At 37.4% G+C, this 22,666-nt stretch carries 19 protein-coding genes, 1 other RNA gene and 1 pseudogene; 10 read left to right on the top strand and 11 right to left on the bottom strand.

Translation table 11 applies throughout. The features are described 5' to 3' along the window. From G322_RS22670 to rsmI, 3 genes and pseudogenes are all read right to left on the bottom strand, one after another. Positions 1 to 257, bottom strand: a pseudogene (locus G322_RS22670) (integrase core domain-containing protein); the annotation flags it as partial. A gap of 157 nt (positions 258 to 414) precedes the next feature. Next, positions 415 to 793, bottom strand: an RNA gene (rnpB, locus tag G322_RS22220) — RNase P RNA component class A. 37 nt (positions 794 to 830) lie between these two features. Beyond that, positions 831 to 1,691, bottom strand: a complete 861-nt coding sequence (gene rsmI / locus G322_RS0108755; protein WP_022941423.1) for a 16S rRNA (cytidine(1402)-2'-O)-methyltransferase — start codon at positions 1,689 to 1,691, stop codon at positions 831 to 833. 100 nt (positions 1,692 to 1,791) lie between these two features. On the opposite strand from rsmI, the gene G322_RS0108750 reads away from it, so the two are divergent. Genes G322_RS0108750 through G322_RS0108735 form a run of 4 tightly spaced genes read left to right on the top strand, consistent with a single transcriptional unit; the run spans position 1,792 to position 5,375 of the window. Beyond that, entirely contained in the window at positions 1,792 to 3,837 is a 2,046-nt protein-coding gene (locus G322_RS0108750) for a penicillin-binding protein activator (protein WP_022941422.1), read from the top strand. After that, positions 3,806 to 4,174, top strand: coding sequence for a YraN family protein (locus tag G322_RS0108745; RefSeq protein ID WP_022941421.1), 369 nt, complete (start codon positions 3,806 to 3,808; stop codon positions 4,172 to 4,174). Before G322_RS0108750 ends, G322_RS0108745 begins: the two co-directional genes overlap by 32 nt. Before the next feature lie 29 nt (positions 4,175 to 4,203). Next, positions 4,204 to 4,791, top strand: a complete 588-nt coding sequence (locus G322_RS0108740) for a D-sedoheptulose-7-phosphate isomerase (protein WP_022941420.1) — start codon at positions 4,204 to 4,206, stop codon at positions 4,789 to 4,791. Between the two features lie 11 nt (positions 4,792 to 4,802). Beyond that, the gene (locus G322_RS0108735) at positions 4,803 to 5,375 is read left to right on the top strand and encodes a BON domain-containing protein (protein ID WP_022941419.1); all 573 of its coding nucleotides are present in this window, start codon (positions 4,803 to 4,805) and stop codon (positions 5,373 to 5,375) included. Between the two features lie 73 nt (positions 5,376 to 5,448). On the opposite strand, the gene queE is transcribed toward G322_RS0108735, so the two are convergent. After that, positions 5,449 to 6,126: a 7-carboxy-7-deazaguanine synthase QueE gene (queE, locus tag G322_RS0108730; RefSeq protein WP_022941418.1), complete on the bottom strand. Its 678-nt coding sequence runs from the start codon at positions 6,124 to 6,126 to the stop codon at positions 5,449 to 5,451. A 72-nt stretch (positions 6,127 to 6,198) separates the two neighbouring features. Between queE and queC the strand changes: the two genes are divergently transcribed. Next, the gene (gene queC, locus G322_RS0108725) at positions 6,199 to 6,870 is read left to right on the top strand and encodes a 7-cyano-7-deazaguanine synthase QueC (RefSeq protein ID WP_022941417.1); all 672 of its coding nucleotides are present in this window, start codon (positions 6,199 to 6,201) and stop codon (positions 6,868 to 6,870) included. A 43-nt stretch (positions 6,871 to 6,913) separates the two neighbouring features. Here the strand turns inward: queC and clpA are convergent, their stop codons facing one another. Both clpA and clpS read right to left on the bottom strand, forming a co-directional pair. After that, complete coding sequence (gene clpA / locus G322_RS0108720; protein ID WP_022941416.1) at positions 6,914 to 9,175, bottom strand: ATP-dependent Clp protease ATP-binding subunit ClpA; 2,262 nt, start codon at positions 9,173 to 9,175, stop codon at positions 6,914 to 6,916. 38 nt (positions 9,176 to 9,213) lie between these two features. Then, the gene (gene clpS, locus G322_RS0108715; protein WP_022941415.1) at positions 9,214 to 9,540 is read right to left on the bottom strand and encodes an ATP-dependent Clp protease adapter ClpS; all 327 of its coding nucleotides are present in this window, start codon (positions 9,538 to 9,540) and stop codon (positions 9,214 to 9,216) included. Between the two features lie 213 nt (positions 9,541 to 9,753). Between clpS and G322_RS23320 the strand changes: the two genes are divergently transcribed. Continuing rightward, a complete protein-coding gene (locus tag G322_RS23320; RefSeq protein WP_022941414.1) occupies positions 9,754 to 9,927 on the top strand; it encodes a hypothetical protein in 174 nt (57 codons plus the stop codon). A gap of 633 nt (positions 9,928 to 10,560) precedes the next feature. Continuing rightward, on the top strand, positions 10,561 to 11,310 hold the full coding sequence (locus G322_RS0108705) for a substrate-binding periplasmic protein (RefSeq protein ID WP_022941413.1): 750 nt from the start codon (positions 10,561 to 10,563) through the stop codon (positions 11,308 to 11,310). A gap of 291 nt (positions 11,311 to 11,601) precedes the next feature. On the opposite strand, the gene G322_RS0108695 is transcribed toward G322_RS0108705, so the two are convergent. Continuing rightward, on the bottom strand, positions 11,602 to 12,546 hold the full coding sequence (locus tag G322_RS0108695) for a chemotaxis protein CheV (protein WP_022941411.1): 945 nt from the start codon (positions 12,544 to 12,546) through the stop codon (positions 11,602 to 11,604). 1,981 nt (positions 12,547 to 14,527) lie between these two features. On the opposite strand from G322_RS0108695, the gene G322_RS0108680 reads away from it, so the two are divergent. Beyond that, the gene (locus tag G322_RS0108680) at positions 14,528 to 16,225 is read left to right on the top strand and encodes a flagellar assembly protein A (RefSeq protein ID WP_022941408.1); all 1,698 of its coding nucleotides are present in this window, start codon (positions 14,528 to 14,530) and stop codon (positions 16,223 to 16,225) included. A 34-nt stretch (positions 16,226 to 16,259) separates the two neighbouring features. Here G322_RS0108680 and nrdG read toward each other — a convergent pair whose 3' ends face one another. After that, complete coding sequence (gene nrdG, locus G322_RS0108675; protein ID WP_022941407.1) at positions 16,260 to 16,721, bottom strand: anaerobic ribonucleoside-triphosphate reductase-activating protein; 462 nt, start codon at positions 16,719 to 16,721, stop codon at positions 16,260 to 16,262. A gap of 302 nt (positions 16,722 to 17,023) precedes the next feature. Here nrdG and G322_RS0108670 point away from each other — a divergent pair, with 302 nt between their 5' ends. Then, entirely contained in the window at positions 17,024 to 18,145 is a 1,122-nt protein-coding gene (locus tag G322_RS0108670; RefSeq protein WP_022941406.1) for a helix-turn-helix transcriptional regulator, read from the top strand. 265 nt (positions 18,146 to 18,410) lie between these two features. Then, positions 18,411 to 19,673: a hypothetical protein gene (locus G322_RS0108665; protein WP_022941405.1), complete on the top strand. Its 1,263-nt coding sequence runs from the start codon at positions 18,411 to 18,413 to the stop codon at positions 19,671 to 19,673. 617 nt (positions 19,674 to 20,290) lie between these two features. Here the strand turns inward: G322_RS0108665 and G322_RS20280 are convergent. From G322_RS20280 to G322_RS0108650, 3 genes are all read right to left on the bottom strand, one after another. Beyond that, positions 20,291 to 20,707: a hypothetical protein gene (locus tag G322_RS20280; RefSeq protein ID WP_156873939.1), complete on the bottom strand. Its 417-nt coding sequence runs from the start codon at positions 20,705 to 20,707 to the stop codon at positions 20,291 to 20,293. A 505-nt stretch (positions 20,708 to 21,212) separates the two neighbouring features. Beyond that, a complete protein-coding gene (locus G322_RS20275; RefSeq protein ID WP_022941403.1) occupies positions 21,213 to 21,413 on the bottom strand; it encodes a hypothetical protein in 201 nt (66 codons plus the stop codon). Positions 21,414 to 21,499: 86 nt separating this feature from the next. Then, entirely contained in the window at positions 21,500 to 22,126 is a 627-nt protein-coding gene (locus tag G322_RS0108650) for an HD domain-containing protein (RefSeq protein ID WP_022941402.1), read from the bottom strand. Between the last annotated feature and the right edge of the window lie 540 nt (positions 22,127 to 22,666).

Below are 22,666 nucleotides of genomic sequence, written 5' to 3'. Positions count from 1 at the left end.
GAATTCAGTCGTTTATTATTATAATAACGAATATAAAATGTCACTGCATCAATCACCGACCTATGATTAATGAAAATTAATCCATTCAAATATTCACTTTTCAAGCTTCTAAAAAAACGCTCTTGTACCGCGTTATCCCAGCAATTACCTCGCCTGCTCATACTCTGAGTAATATCATGTAATGATAAGCACTCTTTGAACAGATAGGCACTATATTGCACACCTTGATCTGAATGAAACATCAGCTTTGTCGTGTCTGGTTGCATTGTAAATCGGGGGCATCCATATCTTGATACAAATAAAATCAACAAGTTAAAGAATTAAAGCTTTGGGTGTCCAGATCTTTTTCTTAGCACTCTCTTAAACTATAGATACAAAAAAGCCCAGTTTACTTGCGTAAACTGGGCTTAAAATGGTTGTAGTCGGCCGATAAGCCGGGTTCTGTCGTGAATCGTCATTCGTCTAGGTCTGCAATCACTCACAGACTCAAGCAACCTACCCGCTTCCAGTATGGGTCATACCTCAGGAAGCCTATTTGGTCTTGCTTCGGGTGGAGTTTACCTTGCACTAATGATTACCCATTAGCCGGTGCGCTCTTACCGCACCCTTTCACCCTTACCGACTAATAACAAGTTATTAGAAGGCGGTCTCCTCTCTGCTGCACTTGTCGTTAGCTCGCGCTACCCAGGCGTTACCTGGCACCCTACCCTATGAAGCCCGGACTTTCCTCCCCCTATTAACTATAAATAGCAATTATCGATAGCAATATGGCGGCGACGATTTAGCCGACTACGAGGCGGATTATATAGCAGTCGTTTTAAGTAATAAAGTTATAAGTTTTCTAATCCCCATTTATAGAGGGTATTTTTCTTTTGTGAGTGGATTTGTGCAGTCAATGCAGCTGCTTTTTTGAGTGGTAACTGCTCTTTTAGTAATTTTAAGGTATTTAATGCAACTTGCGGGATTGCATCACTATCAATAACGGCCCCAGCAACCATTAGCACAAACTCTCCACGACAATGATTAGTATCTTCATTGAGCCAAGTTAACATCTCACTTGCAGATTTTGCGTAAAAAGATTCAAAGGTCTTAGTCAGTTCGCGCGCAATCACCAGTTTTCTATCAGCGCCAAAAATATTGATAATTTGTTGTACAGTATCGATGATGCGACGTGGGGATTCATAAAACACCATCGTGCGTGTCTCTTCAATTAAGGCATTGAGTTTATCCTGCTTGCCTTTCTCTTTGGCGGGTAAAAAACCTTCAAATGAGAATCGATCAGTAGGTAGCCCAGCAGCACTTAAGGCAGCAATAGTTGCGCAAGCACCAGGAATGGGCACAATATCAACCCCTTGTGCTCGGCATTCATTCACAAGGTGATAACCGGGATCACTAATTAAAGGGGTGCCCGCATCGGAAATAAGGGCAACCGATTGACCCGCTTTGATTTTTTCTATTAATACTTTACCGCGCTCACGTTCATTGTGATCATGCAGTGCAAACATCGGCTTTTTAATTTGATAGTGACTTAATAATTTACCACTGTGGCGGGTATCTTCTGCAGCGATCAAATCAACTTGTTGCAGTGTTTCAATCGCACGGTAACTAATATCGCTAATATTACCAATAGGCGTGGCAACGATATACAGTTTGGCTGGAAAGTTTGATGGCGATTCGCTGTACTGAGACATATTATTAGCCTATTAAAGAGTGAATAAGATTGTTTAACGCAAGCCACAATATTACACTATAACTATTGATACCTATACAGATATGATAAAGGACACTACTTTGAACGTTTTACTTAAAAAACGCATCACTCGCTATTTAATAGTGCTCACAACAATTACGTTCATGACAGCTTGCACCACTACCATTCCACTTGAAGATGTGCCGCCTGCACTTTTTAGTGAGCTAGATGCAAGCTCTGATTTTTATCTTAACAAAGATGAGCAGTTGGGCAGTGATGAAAATTTAGAATGGCAATTTCTCGCGATACAAGCATTAATCAAAGAAAAGAAATTTGTGATGGCTGATGCTGTGATCGAATCATTGCAAACTAACGTATTAACAGCAGAGCAATCTGCCACGTTAGGATTATTAGTTGCTGATAAGTTTTATGCACAAAACAAGTTACCTGAAACACAAATTGCATTAACTCGTATAAATAATCAAATGCTTAACCCAACGGATCTTATCCACTACTTAAAGCTACAAGCTACTTTGCACATTCGTCATGAGTTACCTCTTGAAGCCTCTGAAAGTTTGTTATTACTCGCACCTCGCCTAACCATTGATATAGAAAAACAAGCTTATAACGATCTATTATTAGCACAGTTAGCACTGTTGCCGATGGAAACATTAACGCAATACCAAACAGTGGAAACAGATTTAATAAGCTCTAATTCTGACATCGAAAAAACAGTTGAGACAGTTATCAACGCTGAAGAGATTAGCGAGCAAACAGATGTTATCGTAGCAGTGAAAGCATCGCTCACAGTCGATCCTACTTTTAAAGCGGGTTGGTATGCACTGGCAGCACTTTACCAAAACAACAAATTACGCCCTAACCGCCTAACACGTGCATTAGAACGATGGACAGTGACTTACTCAGACCACGCCACATTACTGTTTATGCCATTGGTATTAACAGATATTGCTAAATTTACTCCCTATCAGCCTGATAATATTGCGGTATTACTACCACTTTCAGGGCGATTTTCAAAACCTGGAAAAGCGATTCAACTGGGGTTACTCAATGCTTATTATCATCAGCAAAAAAGTGCTGACAAGATAAACACTCCCAGACTACACTTTTTTGATACACAGACGACAACATCTGAAGCACTCGCAGTACAACTTAAAGAGAAGAATATCGACTTCGTTATTGGCCCTCTAATGAAGAAAGAGATTGAGCAATTATTGCCACTGATTGAAAATATACCTGTACTTGCATTGAACAGTTTTGCAAAAAAAGTAGAAACACTAAAAACAGTCTCTCAAGCCGATACTGAAACAGTGGCGTTAGAAGCAACAGAAAATAATACGGTTGCATGGCACTATGCATTTCCACTCTCTCCTGAAAACGAAGCAAAACAAGCAGCAACAATGATCAACGTCGATCAACATAAAAACCCACTCATTATTGTACCAAAATCAAATTATGGCAAACGTGTCGCTCAAGCATTTAGAGAACAATGGGCAGCGCTAACACCGACAAGTGATGTGCAAATTGAAGTGTACTATTTTCAATCAAAAGCAAAATTTGCCAACTTTATTGATGACGTATTACAAACAGGTAAAAGTAAACGCCGTATCAATCAGATGCAAGCAATTACAAAAATATCACTTAAAACAGAAGTACGTAGTCGTCGTGATGTCGATGCAATTTATATTGTGAGTAAACGTGATGAGCTTATTTTATTAAAACCTTTTATCGACGTTGCTGTTAGCCCATTTGCTAAAAAAATTCCACTTTATGCAAGTTCACGCAGTCACAGCTTTGATCGTAATAACATGCAAAATAAAGAACTATCACGCTTAGTTTTCTCTGATCATCCTTTCTTATTAAACCAAGACAGTGCATTAAGTATTGAAGTTAAACAGGCGTGGAAAAAGCAATCTTTTAGCACTTTACGCCTATTTGCACTAGGATTTGATAGCTACCAACTGATTGAGCAATTAATCTATCTACAAAACAGCAATGATGCTTTATATAAAGGGTTGATTGGTGAGTTACGCTTAGATGAAGATAACAGCATCCAAGCAAAATTAAGTTGGGCAAAATATCAAAATGGAGTGCTTTTTGAAGTTGCCTCGCCTGCTACAACCAAGTAACTCCACAGGAGTCAGGGCAGAAAAAAAGGCATTGAGTTACCTACAAGATCGCGGATTAATCCTGCTTCACCAGAACTATTATTGTCGTTTTGGTGAAATAGACTTAATTATGTCTGATCAAGATAGCTTAGTCTTTATTGAAGTACGCTATCGAAAAAATGGACACTTTGGTGGGGCATTAGCCTCCATTAATCAAACTAAACAACGCAAAATAATCAAAACAGCAATGCATTATTTAGCACAGTTAACCGCTGAGCCCTATTGCCGTTTTGATGCTATCGCACTCGATGAGAGTAATGCAGAGCCCCTCTGGGTAAAAGATGCTTTTCAAGCCTAAATTTAAAAGGCATATAGATAAGAGAACTCATGATAAAAGAAAAAATACAAGCTCATTTCGCAGAGAGCATCCAAACCAAAATAGTGGCAGCAGAAGCCTTACCTGAGTCGATTGAAAAAGCAGCTCTCGCCTTAGCTAGCTCACTTATTCGAGGCAATAAAATTCTTGTCTGTGGCAATGGAGGGGCGGCTGCACTTGCACAAATATTTTCATCTCATCTACTCAATAAATATGAAACCGATCGCCCATCACTACCAGCCATCGCAATTACCGCAGACTCTGCTCTGGTTTCTGCGATTGCAACAGACAGTCACTTTGATGAAATTTATGCAAAACAGATCTCTGCACTTGCGCAAAGTGGTGACATTTTACTGGTGATAAGTCACGGCGGAAATAGCCGCAATATGATAAAAGCGGTGGAAACAGCGCTGAGTAAATCGATTCAAATTATTGCGCTTAATGGTGTTGATGGCGGTGAATTAGCAGGGTTATTAGGCTCTGATGATATTGAAATCCGCGCACCCAGTGACAAAGGCTCACGTATCGAAGAGATACATCTTTTGGTGATCAACTGCCTAAGTGACTTGATTGACCAACAACTGTTCCCTCAACATTAAGCCTATTTAATATGAAAAAAAAGCTCATTCTTTTGTTAAGTCTGATTTTATTACAAGGCTGTGCAGGTGGTTTAATTGTCATTGCGGGCACTGCCGTTGCCGTAACCAGTGACGAACGATCACTCTCAACACAGATAGACGATGATAACTTAGCATTAGCAGCGCTTGATAAAATTAATGAGTTAGCCCTCAACAATCATAATATACGCATTAATTTTATCACTAATAATGGTTACTTACTTATTATTGGTCAAGTGAGTAGCGAAGCAGAAAAAAACCAGATTGAAGCAACGTTAAACACCTTAAGCGGGCTCAAAGAAGTTTATAACCAACTGCGTATCAATCGGCCTATCGGTTTTACGCAACAGAGTCAAGATAGCTGGATAACCATGAAAGCAAAAAGCCAATTAACCACTAATGCAGATGTGAACTCATTTCAGATAAAGGTAGTAACAGAAGATGCAGAACTATTTTTAATTGGTCGTGTTGATAAAAAAACCGCAGATGCAGCAACAAATATTGTGCGTAAAATTTCAGGCATAAAACAGGTTAATCGTGTTTTTCAAATTATCCCTGAAAAATAAAAGCCCGTGCAAAACTGAAGCCTCATGAAAAATGAGGCTTCAGTTCTCCTGATTTACCTAACCGCCAAATACTTTAATCAATATCCAAATACTTATGCACTTGCACCGATAAACGCCAATTACGCTCAATACAGATTTGCATGCACAATGCGGTTGCCTTGGCTTTTTGGGAAATGGGCTGTAAACAGATAGTTTTATCTTTTAACGATTTTAATCCATGCAAAAGTGCATCTAACTGTTCAATATCTTTCTCAGTACCAACAGGATGTTTTATCTCATTGGCACGCTCAAGAGCAGATACCAACACCTCTTTTTTAGCGCGCATATTAATTTTAGGTGACACCGTTACCCAGCTATAACTGTCTACTAAAACAGGGTAAGTACCACTTGTTTCAATTTGTGTGTGGAAACCAAACTCATGCAGTAGATGTGTCAATTCACGCAAATCGTACATGCAAGGTTCTCCGCCTGTTATCACCACTAAATTAGCGGTATAACCTAAACGTTTTATCTCATCTATAATTTGCTGTGCGCTGACATCAGACCAGCGATCAGACTCATTACTACGATCGGTTAATAGATTAAGCACACTCTGCTTGTCTGGATCAATCTCCCACGTATGCTTGGTATCACACCATGCACAGCCGACATCACAGCCTTGTAAACGAAGGAAAATAGCGGGCACACCGGTATAAAATCCTTCACCCTGAATGGTTTGAAACAGTTCATTTACTTTGTAGTTTTTATGCATTAGCGGTTATACTCAATGGTTGATATGGGTCACAAAATGACTGACCTGATTTATAAAGGAAATTGAACCAAAATGCAAAAAAAAGTCGTTGTTATCTACTCGGGTGGAATGGATTCTTACACGGTTTTACACAAAGCAGTGGAAGAAGGATTAACCCCTTTTGCTTTAACATTTGATTATGGACAGCGTCATATCAAAGAGATTGATGTGGCACGTTCGGTCTGTTCTGAGTTGGGTATTAACCACAAAGTGATTGATATCTCTGCAATTAATCAGTTAATTGGTGGTTCATCATTGACCGATAACTCCATTGATGTGGCGCAAGGTCACTATCAAAATGAGAATATGAAAAGTACCGTTGTACCCAATCGTAATATGATTTTACTCTCTTTAGCAATAGGTTATGCTGTTTCTATCGGTGCGGAACAAGTCTATTATGGCGCGCATTCTGGCGATCATGAAATTTATCCTGACTGTCGTCCTATCTTTGTTGAAAAGATGAATGATGTGGCAGCGGTTGCTAACTATGAGCAGACTGAAATTTATTCTCCCTACTTAAACAGCAATAAAATAGGTATTTTAAAAGATGGTCTGCGCATGGGCCTCGATTACAGTAAAACATGGACCTGTTATAACGGTCGCGAAAAAGCTTGTGGTTTATGTGGTAGTTGTGTAGAGCGTCTGGAAGCGTTCGAGAAGAATGGACTGACCGATCCTATTGCTTATGAAAAGCTAGAAAGCTAGAAAGTGTTAACACAGGGACAAAACCTGCCCCTGTGTCGATTTTCTACTCGCTCATCACAAGTGTTTTCACATAACTAAAGATAATTCCTTCTCCGTCTTTATCCAACTCTACGGTCACACTCCCACCATTTTGTAATTCACCAAAGAGGATCTCACTCGCCAACGGTTTTTTCAGTTTTTCTTGGATCAAACGTGCCATAGGTCGTGCGCCCATCGCTTTGTCATAACCATGTTCGGCAAGCCATCTACGTGATTTCTCACTCACTTCAAGCGAGATCTGCTTTTTATCCAGTTGCACTTGTAACTGCACAATAAACTTATCAACCACTTGGTAGATAACCTCAAGGCTAAGATGGTCAAACCAGATAACATTATCAAGTCGATTTCTAAATTCAGGTGAAAATAACTTATTGATCTCATCCATCACTTTGTGTGAGTCTTTTTGATCTTTAAAACCGATACTATTTCGCGTCGTCTCACGCACCCCTGCATTAGTCGTCATCACTAAAATAATATTTCTAAAATCAGCTTTACGGCCGTTATTATCGGTTAATGTACCGTGATCCATTACCTGCAAAAGAATATTATAAATATCACTGTGCGCTTTTTCTATCTCATCTAATAACAACACGGCATAAGGATTTTTTACCACCGCATCGGTTAATAGCCCCGCTTGCTCATGGCCTACATAACCAGGAGGCGCACCTAACAGCCGAGAAACAGTATGTTTTTCCATATATTCAGACATATCAAAACGTAATAGCTCAACCCCCATCGCTTTAGCGAGTTGTTGTGTTACCTCTGTTTTTCCAACACCTGTAGGGCCCGCAAACAAAAATGAACCAATCGGCTTTGACTCATCTGATAATCCAGAACGATTAAGGTGAATGGCATCAGTTAAAATATCAATGGCATTATTCTGACCAAACACGGTCATTTTTAAGCGTTCAGGAAGTTTAGCGAGCTGCTCTTTATCACTGCTACTCACTGAATTTTTAGGAACACGAGCAATCTTAGCAATCACATTTTCAATCTCTAAGACACCAATGGTTTTTTTACGCTTATTCGCAGGTAATAAACGCATCAGCGATCCCGCTTCATCAATTACATCAATCGCTTTATCAGGCAAGTGCCTGTCATTAATATATTTAGCACTTAATTCAGCGGCAGCCATCAACGCTTTATTGGTATAACGAATATTATGATGCGCTTCATAACGAGAGCGTAATCCGAGCAGTATTTGACCCGTCTCTTTAACGGATGGCTCAAGTACATCTATTTTTTGGAAGCGACGCGCCAGTGCATGCTCTTTTTCAAAAATCTGTCCGAACTCTTTATAGGTTGTCGATCCCATGCAACGCAATTTCCCGCCACTAAGTAGCGGTTTGAGTAGGTTTGCAGCATCTAACTGTCCACCAGAGGCAGCCCCTGCACCTATAATCGTATGAATTTCATCGATAAATAGAATGGCATTGTCTTGTTCTTCAAGTGTGGTTAATACCGTTTTAAAGCGTTGTTCAAACTCACCACGGTATTTTGTTCCCGCAAGTAATGCGCCCATATCTAATGAGTAAATAATGTTGTCATTAATGACATCAGGCACTTCACCATTCACGATTCGATAAGCAAGCCCTTCAGCAATGGCCGTTTTACCGACGCCCGCTTCACCTACTAATAACGGGTTATTCTTGCGCCGACGACATAATATTTGCACACAACGTTCAACCTCTTTATCACGACCAATTAAAGGGTCGATCTCGCCTGCTTCAACACGTTCATTAAGATTAATGGTAAATTTCATCTCCTCTTTATTTTCAACTGGTTGCTCAGTTTCTTGTTGTTCGTGATAAATAGCAGGTGCGGAATCAATCGACTTACTAATACCATGGGAGAGATAATTAACCACATCTAAACGGGAGAGATGCGCTTTTTTAAGCAGATAAACCGCTTGGGATTCTTGCTCACTAAATATGGCCACCAACACACTACCCGCTGAAACCTCTGTGCTACCCGATGATTGCACATGAAAAATAGCACGTTGTAATACACGCTCAAAAGCAATAGTAGGCTGAATTTCTATCTCTTGGCTATGCACTTCTGGCACTGCGGGGGTATTTTCTAAATAAGTTAATATTTCAATATGCAGTGAAACAATATCAACAGAGCACGCGGTTAACAGCGTTTTTATCTCTTTATTTTCAAGTAATGCAAGCAACAGGTGCTCAACAGTCATAAATTCGTGCGATTTTTCAAACGCAAAACGGAAGGCTAAATCTAAACTATTTTCTAAGGCTTTATCTAACATAGAGACCCCTTAATGGGTTGATTATCAAGTTGGAATATTTACGACTCTTTTTCCATTGAGCAACGTAGTGGATGCTCATTTTGTTTCGCATAATTCATCACTTGCATCACTTTAGTTTCTGCAATTTCAGCACTAAACGTGCCACATATTCCAACCTCTTTATAATGTACATTAAGCATCACTTCTGTTGCTTTTTCACTGTCCAAACGGAAAAAACGTTGCAATATATCAGTAACAAAATCCATTGGAGTGTAATCATCATTATGTAATAACACGTTATACATGGATGGAGGTACTAATACGGTTTCTACCCGTTCAATCGTTGTCGACTCATTCTCTGTTTGTGGGGGGGTTTTATCACTCATCTTTCAGTCTAGTCTTATTTATTAAAGTTATGGAAAATTTTCTTGAACAAACAGATTAAAGATTAATAAAGCAATGTGCAAACAGTAGTAACAATAAAACGGTGAAGCTGTGATGTTTCAATAAATTTGCTTATATTCCGCGCTATTTTTTGCCTAAAAAATAGCCTTAAACTAGACTTTCTATTGTGCAATTTTTATTTGGACGATTATCTGATGAAACAGCTCTATTTTATTAAAAATATGTTGATCGTCCTGTGTTTTTCTTTTTATGTATTAGTAGCGAACCCTATTTATAAAATAATGACAGAAGAGTTTAACCCTTTTGACTTTTATCAGTTAACAGGGGTTGCTGTTGAAATTACCCGTTTATTACTCAATGAGATTTAACACCCCGATAATATTGGAGTATTACCCTGGGCGTGAGCGATTAGAAATATTGAAACACATCCTAATCATGTGCTTTTTCCGATGCTCAGAACAGCAGAAAGATAAGATAAATATCAATGGATCGGCCCTCTCCTTTCCGATGACATCTACCTTTTTCAGCGTGCCAATAATCCTATTTTTTATACACGCTTAAACAAAGTGTATTGCTGTTGGCCAAAGATTCCCAGAGCAATTTTTTTAGAAGAGATAGCATTTTATAATTTAGTATTAACACATAATCCTAATAGTAGTATTAAACTATAACTCAACGGGCGTGTTGATCTTATTGCCACAGGTACAACCGTTATTGGAGAGATGGTGAAACAAGCAGGTTTCTCACCAAGTGAGATAAAACGAACAGGTATTAAACTATTTGGTACAAGCCTTTATATTGCTCTTTCAAAAACATTCCTAAAGAGCAGGTTAAACGTTGGCAAGATGTTTTAGATAAACTAAAGAAGCAACCAGAATACAATAAAATAATAAAACGTTATAACTTTAATTAAAATGATAACGCTTTACTGGCAATGGTTTAAGCTTACTTAATTATACAAATAAATATTATTAAGCTGCACCCTCAAACCCATAGGAGCGATGATCATTGTAAAAACAATTCACACTTTCCCCCTATTATTAATACTAATTTTTATGCCAGCATTATCCGCACAACAAGAGATCACACTTGCTAATGGTGAGTGGCCACCTTGGCTCTCAGAGAACTTACCGTATTATGGTTTGGCTTCGCGTATTGTTACACAAGCGTTTTCACTTGAAAACATTAAAGTGAATTACAAATTTTATCCTTGGAAAAGGGGGTATCGAGAAGCACAAATGGGCCTTCTCAATGGTACTTTACTCTGGAATAAAAGTACGCAACGAGAGAAGTTTTTTTATTATAGTGACCGTGTATTAACAGGTAAAACCGTTATCTTTCACCTTAAGAAAAAGACCATTAATTGGGAAACGAGCGCCGATTTAAAAAAATATCGGGTGGGAGCAACGCTTGGTTATAACTACGGTGAAGAGTTTGAACGGCTTATTAAAGAAATCGACGTACAATTTGTACCCAGTGATGCACAAAATTTCAAAAAATTATTACAAGGAAGAATCGACATTTTCTTCCTTGATATTGCTATCGGCAATACAATATTAAAAGCGCTCTACTCACCAGAAACAGTAGCTCTTTTTACCTCACACCCGAAACCAATTAGAAAAATGGGCTACTATCTGTTATTTTCAAAAGAAAATCCAAATAATAAATCTTTACTAAAAAAATTCAATTTAGGCCTCTCCAAACTTAATGAAAATGGCACGTTACAACGATTTATTGATGAATCACATTAATTTAAATAGCGGATCAATCTTACTGGTTAAAATAAATCATTTCATCGTTGCAAGTTTCGCAAAGGAAACAACCAGTAAAGAATTAAAGTCTTTACTGGTTGTTTTAAATCGAGATTTATAACAATCGAGTTACTTTGCCCTTCGGGCGTAAGCTTGCTTATAAACCATGGTGGCACAATCACAAAGAAAATAACCATTCGCTCATGTTGCGCCTTGCTCTGATCACCGAACTTGTGACTGACAAAGCACCTTGAGGTATAGACCATTAAATAAGTGAAATGGTCTAATGCTTTACTTGTTTAACTTTTCTTTTAATTTTTTCTGTACCATTTCAACTAGTCCATCAGGCTGAAATTTTGAAAGTAGTGCATTACAGCCTACCTTTTCAACCATTGCTTGATTAAAACTGCCACTTAAAGAGGTATTTAAAACAATGTGCAAATCTGACATATCTGGATTATTACGTATCTCAGAGGTTAATTTATAACCATCCATCACAGGCATCTCTGCATCGGTAATTAGCATTAAAATTTCATCTTCAACACGTTTACCTTGCGCTATCCAGCTCTTTAAAAGATCCAGTGCTTGTTGACCGTCTGCAACTGCAATAATCTCAATACCAAGTTGAGAGAGGGTTGCTTTCACCTGATTTCGCGCCGTTGATGAATCATCTACATGCAATATTTTAACCCCGATAAGATCATCAACAAGATCTTTATCAAGCACACCTTCTGAGATAGAAACATCATATTCAATAATTTCAGCTAACACTTTTTCAACATCAATTATTTCAACTAACTCTTCTTTATCGCCTTGTTGTAGCTTAGTTAACGCAGTTAAGTAGTGATTACGCCCAACCGTACTCGGCGGGTGCATGATTTCACTCCAAGTCATATTAACAATATGCTCAACTTTCCCCACTAAGAAACCTTGCACAGTGCGATTATATTCGGTAATAATTAAATTACACTCATCATCGACCTCCATGGCTCTAAACCCAATAGCCTCTCGCAAGTTAATAACGGGAATCGACTGTCCGCGAATAGCGGCAACACCCGAAATTTTAGGATGAGAGTTAGGGAGTTTGTTTAAAGGAGGTAACTTTACTACCTCTTTCACCTTAAAGACATTAATTGCAAACAGCTGCCGTCCTTGTAAGTGAAACAATAAAAGCTCTAATCTATTTTGCCCAACTAAGTTGGTGCGTTGATCAACAGTATCAAGAAGGTTTGCCATCTATATTCTCACTTTATGTTTTTAAAAATCCCAACGTCACCATTATACCAATCCGGCCAACGTTCTGATCATTCTTACTGATTAAAATCAATAGAATCTGCGTTGTTTTCAATTGCAATAGCCAGCTATTAGTCAATCAAACACTTTGCTATCATTGATTTTCCCTACACAATTTCTGATCATTTAATTACGCGGATTGCTATTATAACCTGTTGCTGCTTCATTTAATTTCACACCAGACTCATGCTCAATAGTATCAAGGAAACTCACCATCACCTCACTTGTTTTTCCCATTCTAGCAAGGCTTGCTATACACTTTCCCTTTAAACTCTGGGTTATTTATAGTGCCAGTACGCCATTTTCATGATCCTGTTTATACGGTTCATCAAGCGTAATAAAGTTTATCTATCCAGACAAAAACTTTACGCCTTGCTCTCAAAATACCACTTTCCCAAATGGCAATGAACATGTGATAAAAAATCACTTTATATTTTTCAGTTTATAAAATATATGCTCCCTCTTTATCAGCTCGATAAAATATCTATTTTTACCTTATTTTCTCTAAAGGAATAGTGCTTTGTGAAAAAAGCTTAGAGGTTTCAAAAGCTTTGTTTTTTATCAAATAATTCCTGAGAATGGACAACGGATATATCACCAATACCATCTATTGAATCAGTAACCTTCATACATAAAGATACTTTGGGGTTGTTACGTGATGATTCAACTTGGCATTTTTCAGGCTTCTTTATTTTGGCTGATTGTTGTAACAATTAATTATTTTCTGAGGTTAAACTTTCAATGTCTTGCTCTAACTATTTAATACAAGCATCAAGTTGTAACTCTTTTTGTTTTTTATTTGCAGAAAACCACATTAAAACACCTCCTAGTATTTACTCTTATTAAATATTAGTTCGACTCTTAATAAATGCGAATTAAGGTGAACAGTAATAATTTAATAATGAGCTGTTTAGCCACAGGCATAGCATTACAGAGGAGGATTTGATCTGTTTGTATCTGCATAAATAACTTTCCCTGCGAACATTTTCACTACACACGCACCACAATGAACTATGGCAACTACTCTGTACAAATATGCCCAATAAATCCATAAAATCAAGTGAATTACCATCAGACTCAGAGCAATGCACCACTTTACCGATTCATAAAGTTCTGTTTTTACTTGTTTAACGACCTTTAATTGCTTCTTTGAAAAAATCATACTTTACCAACTATTATTATTTCAAATAATAATAGACAGTAGAAAATAATACAGCCATTTATAATACCGACTATATGAATTATGTGAGCAAATATCACACAGGAGAAATGAACCAATTTAAGGCAAAAGTTGTGGTCACTGGTTGTTCCTTATAACAAAAATAAAAGCAGAAGGGGTTTATTTTAACCCGTAAGATTGATCCGCTATTTACTGTAATTGGTATAACTACATATTAGAGCCAATATTTTCCAGAAGAGATATGCGAGGTATAAAGTAACTCAACAAATCTACTGTTTTTTAAATAGAAGCACACTTAGAACCCCTTTATTCTGGTACGGAGCTCGATCTTAGCGTTTAGCATCACATTGCAAAAGTCGAAAAGTAAACCCACCGCTATATGTTCAACTCATGTGCGCCTTACTTTGTGGTCTAAGCTCACACCTGACAATGCATATTAGGATATAAATGTGACATGATTATAGCGGTTATCTTTTGTTGTGTTACGCAAAATAAATCATCAAACATGTTATGTTTATTGTCAAAATTCAGGGACCAATAACATAACATCTAGACATATAATGAAATTTAAATTATTCGATACTTGTGTATAAGCGCATGCTATATTTTTTAAAATCAGACACTTTTTATAGATTATAATCACAACTAAAAGAAAATAACGCCTACAACTTAATGCCACTATTTCATTGTGGTTGTTTTATGTCTATCATATTTATACTTAACCACTTTGTGTAAAAGGGCTATATGAACAATCACAATCTAGAGCTGTTTAGCCTTTCGAATGACAAACAACAACTTCTATTGTCAATTGCCAGCTTACATAAAGAGACAGAACTACAGCAACTAATTGAATTAATTAAACAATCACAATATGCAACTTTCAAAATAGAGATGAATGCTTTAAAAGAAGCGATTAAGTACCTTCATCAGCCATTAAAACAGAATCAGTTAATCGATATTCATACAAACATTGTTATCGCAATGCGAGTAGATGCACAGTTAATTATCGATGTTTCAGACGATAAACTAATTGCAAAAGCACAAATTATTACCGCATATGCAGGTAAAGATATTGATTCAAATCGATTTATTAATGAGCTTAAAAAATATAATATAAAATTTGGCATCATCAAACCTGCAATTATGTTATTAATAAAAAAAGCACGACAAACAACGCCTGGGGTCTCCTTTCAAATCACAATAGCAAAAGGTGTTAACGCACAAAATGGCACTGATACCACTTTCCATTCTTTAATTGAGGCTCCAAAGAAAAAACTGGCAGATGTAATGCAAGAGCAGTACGGCAGTGTCAATTTCCAAGAGATTGAAAAATTATTAGCCGTAAAACCAGGAGATAAATTGGTCCGGAAGATCTTATTTAAAAAAGGCCATCAAGGGAAAACAGTAACCGGTGAATACCTAACATTTGTGGAAGGCATTAATATTCCATTTTGTATTAATAATAATACTGCGATCTGTTGCGATGATGAAAATTTACTGATTGCAACAGCTTATGGAACACCCGTCACAGTAGATAAAAGTATAATGATTGAGCCCGTTTTGATTGTACAAAATGTAGACTCCTCTTCAGCGCCCATTAATCACCATGGTTGTTTGATAATTAAAGGGGACGTTGCTCCTGGAAGCTGTATTAATGCCAGCGGTGATATCACCGTTATCGGCTTTATTGAATCTTCAACAGTTAAATGTGGCGGTAATTTATATGTTTATAAAGGTATAATTGGCGATAAAATTGATGAGTTTTCTCCACAATACACATCACATATAGAGTGTGATGGTGCTATTTATACTAACTTTATTCAATTTTCAAAGGTATCCGCAAAGTCTGATTTAAACATTAACTTCCAATTAATACACAGTTCAGTTTTATGTCAGGGTTTTATTAATGTAAAAGATAAAACGGGTGAAAAAGGGGTCATATTTGGTGGTTTTTTATGCTCTCAAAAAGGCATAAATACGGTGACATTAGGTGCAACGGTAGGCATTCAAACAACCATTGATTTAATTGGACCCTACCATCAACTATTAGATAAGAAAAAACAGACGTTAGACTCTATTTCCGATTTAAAAGAAAAAATTAATAACACCATTAACGCACAGAGAAAAGTGAATGAGACTGACAGTAATATACATGAAAAATCATTAAGTAAACGCTTAACTTTAACGATTAAAGATGCCAAAAATCAAATAGAAAGGCATAATGACAATCTTAATTTGCTTCGATTAGAGATCCAACAATACCTAAATAATACCCAAGTAACAGCATTAAAAACAATTCATAGCAAAGTTTCAGTTTCAATTGCAGATGATGTATTCAGAACAACACAGCAATATGGAGCAACAACACTACATATCAAAAATAACCAGCTTATTGCAGAATCCTACCAAGGGATAGATAACACCACCTTGGCAAGCAACTAACAAGCATAACCATTAAAGTAGAATATATTTTCAGTTAAAACCGATGTACTACTTGATTACTACTGCCTCGCCATCTTAAATTAGGCTCTGTTAAATCTTGTTCAAACTTCCCATCAATAAATACATTAACAAGATCAATAATCGCTTGTTGTTGCGCATTAAGCTCAGCTAACAAGTAACCGCTCCACAACCAGATATCTTTGCCAACACACTCCGTTTTTACCCGTTTGATCAGGTTTAATATTGCATCTGTATTAGCAGGATGCAAAGGATCGCCCCCCGACAGGCTCAAGCCCTGTTTTTTGATACGTGTATCGTTGAGATCTTTAATGATTTGATCAGCGAGTTGATCAGTGAATAGCTCACCCGCATCAGGCGACCAAGTAGATTGGTTATAGCAACCTCGGCAGTTATGGATACAGCCAGAAACAAATAGGGTGCAACGCGTACCCTCCCCATTTAAGATATCAATGGGGTAATATTTACTGTAGTTCATATATAAACCTTAAAAATAAGCATTATTTATCAGTTTAACATATTACTCGAAGGCCTTTTCTACCTCAATGGAAAATAAAAAAGATCGCAGAATCACTTTTTTCTTAATCCAACAGGTGACAGTTCAGAAAGATTTAGTGCTGGTATTGTAACGCTTCAACTTTATGCCCCCTTGCTACTATTATTAAGTAATACTCAACAAGAGAAGATAAAACAGCCATTCATGACTATTATTAATACAAACATTTTAAGGGGGGGTAATATGGGGATAATAAAAAAACGTAATAAACCCACTATTGCCTAATGGAAGACTTATTAGAAGTACTTTATTCAGGTATCGCCAACACACGTAATTGGGGGATGTTTTGTGAAAAATTAAGTCAACTCTTTGATGCAAATTCAGCAATAATTATATCTATTAATCAACCCTTTAACCAATCAAAATATTCAGCCTCCTACGGTATCTCTCCAACAACACTCACACAACTCGCTATTTTTTTACCTAATAATGATCCACGTATTAACATTGCCAGAGAGCAGAAAAACAAAGCACATATTTTTGACCCGAGTAGCGCGCTGTACAATAACCCTAACAACCTATTTTCATCCTCTCTTATTTATCAGGACATTCTCCGTCACAACGATATTGAACATCATTTGGTACTCGCTATCAATATTGATGAAAATGAGGACATTTTTATCCTATTAACCAAAAAAGCAGATAAAGAGGCATTCACTCTCAGTGATAAAAGAAAGTTAGAAAAGCTATCAACAGATATAAAACGTGCCATTAAAATTCAGAAAAAACATGCTAATAATGATACTTATATTCGTGCTGGCCTTAACAGCTTAAAAATGCAACCTGTTGGCTCTATTATTGCGAACGCTAATAATAAAGTTTTTCATTGCAATGATTATGCAAAGTCAATTCTTGAAAAAAAAGATGGGTTGCTTTTACTTAATAATTATATCTACCACGGCACGCTAAAAGCATCATGCCTGCTATCAACAAAAATTAACCTTACGCTAGATGCTGACCCTGAAAATATGATAAGCATAAAGCGAAAAGACTCAAGCCACCCCTATCAATTGATGGTTAAACCCTTTCAAGTACGACACACACCTTTTCAGGCTGAGGATAATGCAACCAATATGGTGCATATTTTTATACTTGATCCTGATAAAGAGTTCAATATTACCACCACACTGTTGCAAAACATCTTTGGGCTAACGACTTGTGAAGCAAAGCTAGCCTCTGCACTGACCAAACATTGTAACCTTAAAACAACCCAAAATGAGTTAAACATCAGCGCCAATACTGCGCGCACTCACCTTAAACATATTTTCCAAAAAATGAATGTTTCTAGCCAAGTTGAACTGGTTAAATTGATCACAACTAGCTATCTCTGGTCTTCAGAAAAATAACCTGCCTCACCCATATGGGTGATAAAAGAAAATGGAATTTCACCTATTTGGGGGATTTTAAGTTTTTTATATGTATCTATAGTTTATCAACACAACACAAATAAACTTCGCTTTATAGGTAAATAACGATGGTTAAGCTTAGCTGAGGTTATGTTGAGTAAATATATTGAATTAGTTTAAAAGATACATAAACCTTACCGAAAAAGAAATTTACAATAACAGATCTACCTCAAAAACTACGAGTCTTATGCAGGAGTATAATAAAATGAATAATAAATATATTTCGTATTCAGCTTCAATATTTGTGGCCTTTCTTACACCAGTAGCCCTTGTCGCCGGCAATAACCTGCCTAATGGCAAACCATTTCAGCAGCTAAGCGCACTGATTGAAGCAAATGAAGCCGGTATTGATGAAAATTCAACTGCTATCCTTAACCTGAATGACGCTCTCTCAGCTCTAGATGACGATGTTAGTGGTTTAGTGACCAGAGTATTAACATTAGAAAATGATTTTACAACATTGGAAGGTACCGTCTCAGATAATGCTGATGATATTATGCAGCTAGGCCTTGATATTACAAGCGTTGAACTATTGATTAGCAATTTCGAAAATCAAACCGCCGCAGATATTCAGGCGTTAAAAAGCGAACTTGAGCTTAAAATTACTGAAGCAAAAAGTATTGCTGGTGCAAATAAGTCAGCTCTGATTATTGTCAATAATACTCTCACCCAGATGGCACAGGATAACGGAGTCGTAGCAGGAAATTTAACAACCCTCATGGGAGATTTTGCGGCACTTGTCGGTGGTGCATCCGAGTCCATTCCGGTGTTGCTAGGGCAAATAAGTACGCTATCTAATCAATTGACCACATTAAATGCCAGTTATATCCAATCCCAAGCCTTGTATACTGTTGTCAAGGCGGATGTCGCAGCTCACCATACTAAAATAGCAGAATTAGAGGGAATAGTGAGTGGCCTAGTATTGCGAGTAGCAATTTTGGAGCCATTTCATGAAACAGCCCCTGAGCCCATACCAGCATTAACATTTACAACCACCCCAGGAGAGGCTGTAAATCGAGTAGAGCAGATCCAACAGTTTTTCATTGCTAACATCACGATGCATAAATATGTCTATGTGGCTATCAATACCCCAGCGTTATTGCAGTCGATGCAAACGTGTGTATTAACGTCCACATATAACTCATATTTCGCACCATGGCGGAACCTGACGGACAACTTCGAGTACATGATCACCGGCGGGTCTCATTCGCAAGGAAATTATAATCAAGGTGGATGGGTAGATCAAATATGGCGCGTAGCGATACAACGTTACGGTACAGCGCCCTCTACAAGAATAAGGTTGATGATGAACGCATGGGATGGCTTAATCGGTAGTATCGCACTAGAGCATAACTACGGCACCGGAAAGACGAGTTATTTTAATATAGGAGTAGGATATTCGAACAATTACGTAACACATATGACTTTCAAAATAGCAGATGATCGTATTGTTGCGTGTGGCTATTAAAACGGGCGAGAATCTCGTCGCAATACGTGGGTTGTGATGCATCACAGCCCTCTGTTATATTTTTATAAGAGTTAATCTGGGACATATATGGTCACTCCTTGTAAATCAAGGTTAAACTGTTTTTTCTTTGCAAATAACAAATAACAAATAAAACAGGACATATATGGACGCTACCTCGTTGTCAAGACGAACAAATCTAGAACATAAAAATAATCTTATATTCGTAATGATATTAACTCTAAAATCCCCGTACTAACTTGTTTGCGATTACTTGACTCATTGGTTTACTGAAGTAAACCGTTCTGACATATATTCGAGCTATGGACTAAATTCCATGCTCCTGATGAGTTGCGAACCAGAATACCAACACCATAAAACAGCAAAACATAAAACATAAAACATAAAACAGGACATCCAAACTTATTCTTGAATGCATTGCGCCATTAACTCCTTCATCAACATGAGATAGCATCAAAAATTTCATTTTGTCACTAAGAGCATGAAGGATTTACCTAAATATGAAAGTACAATAGTATTTGAGAGAATTTATTGATTTACAAACACAACAAATCTTAGCGAAGAAGCTAATGCAGTAATATGCAGAGGGGGAATCGTATTTAGTGGTATATTCGTCGCAGTTTATTTTGACCAGAAATCCACTGTTTACCGGTATGCTCTGCAAACAATGCCAATTCCTCTAATGATCCAACGGCGCAGTGATACTCTTTACCGAAGTCACAGGCTAAACTAAGCCATGTAACATGATCTAATCCAAGTGTATTCAACAATGCAGGTACTTGAGTAGAAATAGCTCCACGTTTGCCTTCTCGAATAATACGCCCAGTCCAATCAACAAGTTCAAGATAATCAATTAGAGAGAAGTTTATACCCTGTGGCTGGCATTGATGTTCAGCGCCAATAAACGTTACCAGTGGTTTGTTGTATGGTTTGTCTTGATTCTCATCATAGTGAGTTTTATTGTGAATGCGCTCAAACACGGAGGTATATTCTGACTCTTCAACACTTGCAGACATTTTGGCTCGAATCAGATTCAAATCAACGTAGGCCATGCAAATTAACAGCGCTTTTTCATCCAACAACGCTTGATACTTAAACCTACCTTCCCAAAAGCCCCCTTTGCACCCGTCTTCTTTATTCGTGCGTATTAACATGATGCCGATCGGTCAATAACATTCTCTGTAATTCCAGCTATTTGCTCAATATGACTATTAATACCAATCCGCTTAACTACCTGATCAGTCTTGCTGGTTAAAATCACTGAGTTCTGCGTTGTTTTCAATCCCAGTAGCTAGCTACTACTCAATCAAACGCCTTGCTCTCATTAATTTTTCCTACGCAATTTCTGACCATTTAATTAGGCGAAATGGTATAAGAGAAGAATATTTTAACCTTAAAAACTGCCCATTGATCATAAATACAAAACGACAATATTTATTAAAAAAGATTAAAGACTAGGCACTCAGTGTTATAAGGCCCTACACGTCATAGCGTCAATAACACCACTAAAAAACAGAAGTATTACATATAATTTAGTAACTCATCTAAATGAACAGTTTTGAATTTTTCATGTGCAAGTTGGCTAGTTTCTGCTTGTATAATGTCACTAATTCGTTCAAATCCTTGCTTAACAAGCTGATCTTTTTCTTGTAAAAATGATGGACTATCTACATCTAAATGCACAGTAATATTGTCTTTTTGATAAAATTGAAATGTAGCCATGTACGAAAATCCTTTTTTGGTACAAATAATAATTGGGCTTAAATAGGAGAAAGCGAACTCCCATATTAAGCGGGTAAAAGAGCTATTTATATCTCTGCTTCTAATTGCTCTAGATACTCATGCATAAATTTAGTTCTCTGCTGTCCCTCTATTTTTGCTGATTCCGTGTTCATTGTATCTACAAGATTAAACAACTTCACATAGAAATGATCAACGGTATTGTTACGATCATCGGGTAAACGTTGCTTACAAAACGGATCCGCATTGTTATATAACGCTGTCCCAAGGGAGGCACTAACTTGCAAACAGCGTGTTATGCCGATTGCGCCTAAAGAATCTAGGCGATCTGCATCTTGAACTATTTTAGCCTCTAGCGTGCGAGGTTTAACATTAGCACTATAACTATGCGCAATGATGGCATGATGAATATCATCGAAATATATAGTTGGGTAAGCAATTAACGTTAAAAATTCAATCGCCTTATCGGCGGATATTTTTGAGCTCTGCGCTCTCTCTGGATGGTTTTTAGGAAAGGAGAAGCAGTCATGCAGATAGGCTGCAGGCAAAACAACGTGCAAATTAGCATTTTCATGCTGACATAACGCCTTTGCTGTTTTTACAACGCGCAATACATGATTAATGTCATGAGCGGGATCATTGGTCATCTCTTTTTTCGCAAATACTAAAAACTCATGTTCATATTTTTCAATCACTTCTAATATACTCCATGTCACATTTAGACAGCTAACACCGTATTAAATGGATAAAAATGGTTGGCTAAAATAGTGAAGCGAAATATAGCTAACTGTTTTGATCCTAAAGATTAAAGACCAGGCAGCACTCACAGTAACAATGCGGCAACACAATCCCCTTCCATTTTTCTTGCTAAGAGTTGATTGCTTAGCAAGACTGACATGGATGTCGGCTCTAAGCTCAGTCAGCACAGGGACGTGCTGTCTGAGCTGGTGCGTTATAAGCAATCAAATCGTGCAAGATTAAAAAAATGGCAGTGGCAGCCTTTCTTTTGCTTCTGTTTTCTTTGGCTGTTCAAAGAAAATGAAGTCGCCAACGGCGAAAACACAGTGATGTAAGATTAAGTGATATATAAACAAGCGCTAGCGTCATAAGAAATCTACGGGTGTCCCCGATCAGCTATTTCAGGGATGTGCTGTTTGAGCTGGTGCGTTTTAAGCAATCAGGACGTGCAAATCAGAAGCTTGCTAATTCAGACTGCGAAACATGTTTCGGTTCTG

Source organism: Psychromonas hadalis ATCC BAA-638 (assembly GCF_000420245.1).
Taxonomy (GTDB): Bacteria; Pseudomonadota; Gammaproteobacteria; order Enterobacterales; family Psychromonadaceae; genus Psychromonas; species Psychromonas hadalis.
Note: the sequence above shows the minus strand (reverse complement) of the source record. Positions and strands in the feature narration are given on the sequence as shown.